General features: G+C 70.0%; 4 protein-coding genes. 3 read left to right on the forward strand and 1 reads right to left on the reverse strand.

The window, feature by feature from the left end; genetic code table 11:
* The first annotated feature begins 183 nt into the window (after positions 1-183).
* The 3 genes from ACWGKQ_RS43440 (at position 184) to proC (ending at position 2,702) form a co-directional block, all read left to right on the forward strand.
* Complete coding sequence (locus tag ACWGKQ_RS43440; protein ID WP_453297579.1) at positions 184-993, forward strand: ABC transporter ATP-binding protein; 810 nt, start codon at positions 184-186, stop codon at positions 991-993.
* Positions 990-1,778 carry an ABC transporter permease gene (locus ACWGKQ_RS43445; RefSeq protein WP_453297580.1) on the forward strand — a complete coding sequence of 263 codons (789 nt, stop codon included), beginning with the start codon at positions 990-992 and terminating at the stop codon, positions 1,776-1,778. Before ACWGKQ_RS43440 ends, ACWGKQ_RS43445 begins: the two co-directional genes overlap by 4 nt.
* A 111-nt stretch (positions 1,779-1,889) precedes the next feature.
* The gene (gene proC, locus ACWGKQ_RS43450; RefSeq protein WP_453297581.1) at positions 1,890-2,702 is read left to right on the forward strand and encodes a pyrroline-5-carboxylate reductase; all 813 of its coding nucleotides are present in this window, start codon (positions 1,890-1,892) and stop codon (positions 2,700-2,702) included.
* 19 nt (positions 2,703-2,721) lie between these two features.
* On the opposite strand, the gene trpS is transcribed toward proC, so the two are convergent.
* A complete protein-coding gene (gene trpS / locus ACWGKQ_RS43455; RefSeq protein ID WP_453297582.1) occupies positions 2,722-3,798 on the reverse strand; it encodes a tryptophan--tRNA ligase in 1,077 nt (358 codons plus the stop codon).
* Between the last annotated feature and the right edge of the window lie 520 nt (positions 3,799-4,318).

The raw sequence follows: 4,318 nt of genomic DNA on the forward strand, positions 1-4,318 counted from the left end.
GATCTCGCCGACCCCAGCGGACGGCTCCGCTTCGCCCGCCGCTTCTCTTCAGCCGCGGGCAGTCGTGCCGCTGGGGCGGCACGGGTGGGCGCGGGCGGCACCCGGCAAGCGCCGGTGAGTGTCCCCCCGGCCCCGGACCACCGCCCCTTGACGGCCCACCCCCTCCCCAGCATTATTCATCACATGGTGAATTACTCGCCGGAGCCACCTCAGGCCCCCGGCAACCCCGCCCTGCCCGCCGCCGTCCACGCCGCCGGACTCACCGCGGTCCGCGGCCCCCGTACCGTCCTCCGCGGCCTCGACTTCACCGTCCCGCGAGGTCAGATCACCGGCCTGCTCGGCCCCTCCGGATGCGGCAAGTCCACCCTGATGCGGTCGATCGTCGGCACCCAGGCCAAGGTCACCGGCACCCTGAACGTCCTCGGCCGGCCCGCCGGTCACCCCACCCTCCGCACCCGCATCGGCTACGTCACCCAAGCCGCCTCCGTCTACGACGACCTGACCATCCGCCAGAACCTCGACTACTTCGGCTCGATCCTCGACCCCACCCGCCCGACCCCCGACCGCCGCGCCGACGTCGACCGCGTCCTCGGCGAAGTCGACCTCACCAGCCACGCCGACGCCCTCGCCGGCAACCTCTCCGGCGGCCAGCGCAACCGCGTCTCCCTCGCCGTCGCCCTGCTCGGCAGCCCCGAACTCCTCGTCCTCGACGAACCCACCGTCGGCCTCGACCCCGTCCTGCGCCGCGACCTCTGGAACCTCTTCCACTCCATCGCCGCCACCCGCGGCGCCACCCTCCTCATCTCCTCCCACGTCATGGACGAGGCCGAACGCTGCCACCGCCTCCTCCTCATGCGCGAGGGCGAGATCCTCGCCGACGACACCCCCGAGGCCCTGCGCACCCGCACCGGCTCCGACACCGTCGAGGCCGCCTTCCTCCACCTCGTCGACGAAGCCGCCGCCAACTCCCGCACGAAGGAAACGGCACGATGACCACCCAGGCCCCGACCCCCACCGCCGACACCATTCCCGTCGGCGCCCTCAACCTCTCCCGCACCACCGCCACCGCCACCCGCGTCCTGCGCCAGCTCCGCCACGACCCCCGCACCATCGCGCTGCTGATCCTCATCCCCTGCCTGATGCTGGTCCTGCTCCGCTACGTCTTCGACGGCAGCCCGCACACCTTCGACAACATCGGCGCCTCACTCCTCGGCATCTTCCCGCTCATCACGATGTTCCTGGTGACCTCCATCGCCACCCTCCGCGAACGCACCTCCGGCACCCTCGAACGCCTCCTCGCCATGCCCCTCGGCAAAGCCGACCTCATCGCCGGCTACGCGCTCGCCTTCGGCATCCTCGCGATCATCCAGTCGGCCCTCGCCACCGCCCTGGCCGTCTGGCTCCTGGGCCTCGACGTCACCGGCTCCCCCTGGCTCCTGCTCCTGGTCGCCCTGCTCGACGCCCTGCTCGGCACGGCCCTCGGTCTCTTCGTCTCGGCCTTCGCGGCCTCGGAATTCCAGGCGGTCCAGTTCATGCCCGCGGTGATCTTCCCCCAACTCCTCCTCTGCGGCCTCTTCACACCCCGCTCCGAGATGCATCCCGCCCTCGAAGCCGTCTCCGACGTGCTCCCCATGTCCTACGCCGTCGACGGCATGAACGAGGTCCTCCACCACACCGACATGACCGCCACCTTCGTCAGGGACGTCCTGATCGTCGCCGGCTGCGCCCTGCTGGTCCTGGCCCTCGGAGCGGCCACCCTGAGGCGACGCACGGCCTAGCCGCCAGGCGACCTCCACCGACCTCCATCGACGTCCATCGACGTCCACCGGCGAAGTCCGGCCGGCGGACAAACGACCCCCGCCCCGACCCCCGGTGCCAGACTGAACCGCATGAGTCAGAAAGTCGCAGTCCTCGGCACCGGCAAGATCGGCGAAGCCCTGCTCAGCGGAATGATCCGCGCCGGCTGGGCCCCCGCCGACCTCCTGGTCACCGCCCGCCGCCCCGAACGAGCCGAAGAACTCCGCGCGCGCCACGGAGTCACCCCGGTCACCAACCCCGAGGCCGCGAAGACCGCCGACACCCTGATCCTCACGGTCAAGCCCCAGGACATGGGCGCCCTCCTCGACGAACTCGCCCCGCACCTCCCCGCCGACCGCCTGGTCATCAGCGGTGCCGCGGGCATTCCCACCTCCTTCTTCGAGGAGCGCCTCGCCACCGGCACCCCGGTCGTCCGCGTCATGACGAACACCCCCGCCCTCGTCGACGAGGCGATGTCCGTCATCTCCGCCGGCAGCCACGCCACCGCCGATCACCTTGCCCACGCCGAGGAGATCTTCGGTGCCGTCGGCAAGACCCTCCGCGTACCCGAGTCCCAGCAGGACGCCTGCACCGCCCTCTCCGGCTCGGGCCCTGCCTACTTCTTCTACCTGGTCGAGGCCATGACCGACGCCGGCATCCTGCTCGGCCTGCCCCGTGACAAGGCCCACGACCTCATCGTCCAGTCCGCGATCGGCGCCGCCGTGATGCTCCGCGACAGCGGCGAACACCCGGTCAAGCTCCGCGAGAACGTCACCTCGCCCGCCGGCACCACCATCAACGCCATCCGCGAACTGGAGAACCACGGCGTCCGCGCCGCCCTCATCGCAGCCCTCGAAGCAGCCCGCGACCGCAGCCGCGAACTCGCCTCCGGCAAGAAGGACTGAACGACTGAGGTCCGCGGGCCTACCGCGCCGCGTTCAACGCGGGCTCGGCGGTCACTGACCCCGACCCCGACCCTGAGCCCGACGGCGCCCCCGAGAAGGCGCCCGGCGGCAGCAGGCCGATCGCCCGGTAAGCCGTATCGACGATCGGCCGGGCGATCGCCCGAGCCTTCTCCGCCCCATGCCGCAGCACCTCCTCCACATATCCCGGATCGGCACACAACTCCTTGTGCCTGGCCTGCACGGGCCTGAGCGTCTCCAGCACCGCCTCCGCGGTTGCCTGCTTCAGAGCGCCGTACGAATCGTGAACGGTTGCCAGTGACTCAGGGTTCCCGCCCGTGCACGCAGCGAGAATCTCCAGCAGATTCGCGACCCCGGGTCGCTCCTCCCTGTCGTACACGACCTCCCGCCCGCTGTCGGTCACGGCCCGCATGACCTTCTTCCGGATCACGTCCGGCTCGTCGAGCAGATACACGATGCCGGGACCGGAGTCGTCGCTCTTCCCCATCTTCGACGTCGGGTCCTGAAGATTCATCACCCGCGCCGCCACCGGGGGCACGGTCGCCTTCGGCACCACGAACGTGTGCCCGTACCGCTGGTTGAACCGCACCGCCAGATCCCGGGTCAGCTCCACGTGCTGCGCCTGATCGTCCCCGACCGGCACCTCGTCCGCCCCGTACGCCAGGATGTCCGCAGCCATCAGTGCCGGATACGTCAGCAGGGACAGCCGCACACCCCGCCCGCGCGCCCCCTCGCTCGCGACCTTCTCCTTGTACTGGATCATCCGCCGCATCTCACCGTCGGTCGCCACGCACTCCATGACGTACGACAGCCGGGTGTGCTCGTCGACATGGCTCTGTACGAACACGGTGCACAGCTCCGGATCCAGCCCCGCCGCCAGCAGCAGCGTCGCCGCCTGCCGGGTGAGTCTGCGCAGCCGGGCCGGATCGTGGTCCACGGTCATCCCGTGCAGATCGACGACGCAGAACACGGCGTCGGCCTGGTGCTGGTCCACGGCGGCCCACTGCCGCATCGCTCCCAGGTAGTTCCCCAGTGTCAGGTGCCCGGTCGGCTTGATCCCGCTGAAGACCCGTGTCATTCCCTCTCCGCCTCCTGGTCGAGGCCGCCGTCCCGGCGGCCGGCCCTCAGAGGTTCTGGAGGGAGATACGCGAACGGCCGCCGAAGCGGCGGCCGTTGAATACGTACGTGAGCGCGGCCGCCGTCAGGCGGGCCACCACTGCTGGGTACACGTACGCGTAGTCATGCGGCCCACCATACGCTCCCGAGGCACCGTCCCGCCGCGGGTTTGACACGCCCCCGCCGGATACGTAGTGTTCTCCGAGTTGTCCGACGTGAGCGCCGACCCCGGTCGGTCCCCGGACAGCCATTCCGCAAGTACCTACCGGCAATCGGCGATACGTCGTCGCGCGCTTTGGTGTGCGTATTTGCGTAATGAGGAATCCACGTTCGAAAGGACGCGGCCCCCGATTAGCTCGGAGGCCGGGAATCCGCTAAAGTCTCACTCGTCGGAACGGCCCAACGGCCGGGAAGGCAACTCCCGCTGACTGGGAATCAGACGCCGAAAGGATCTGATAGAGTCGGAACCGCCGGAAAGGGAA

Source organism: Streptomyces sp. NPDC054770 (assembly GCF_053611985.1).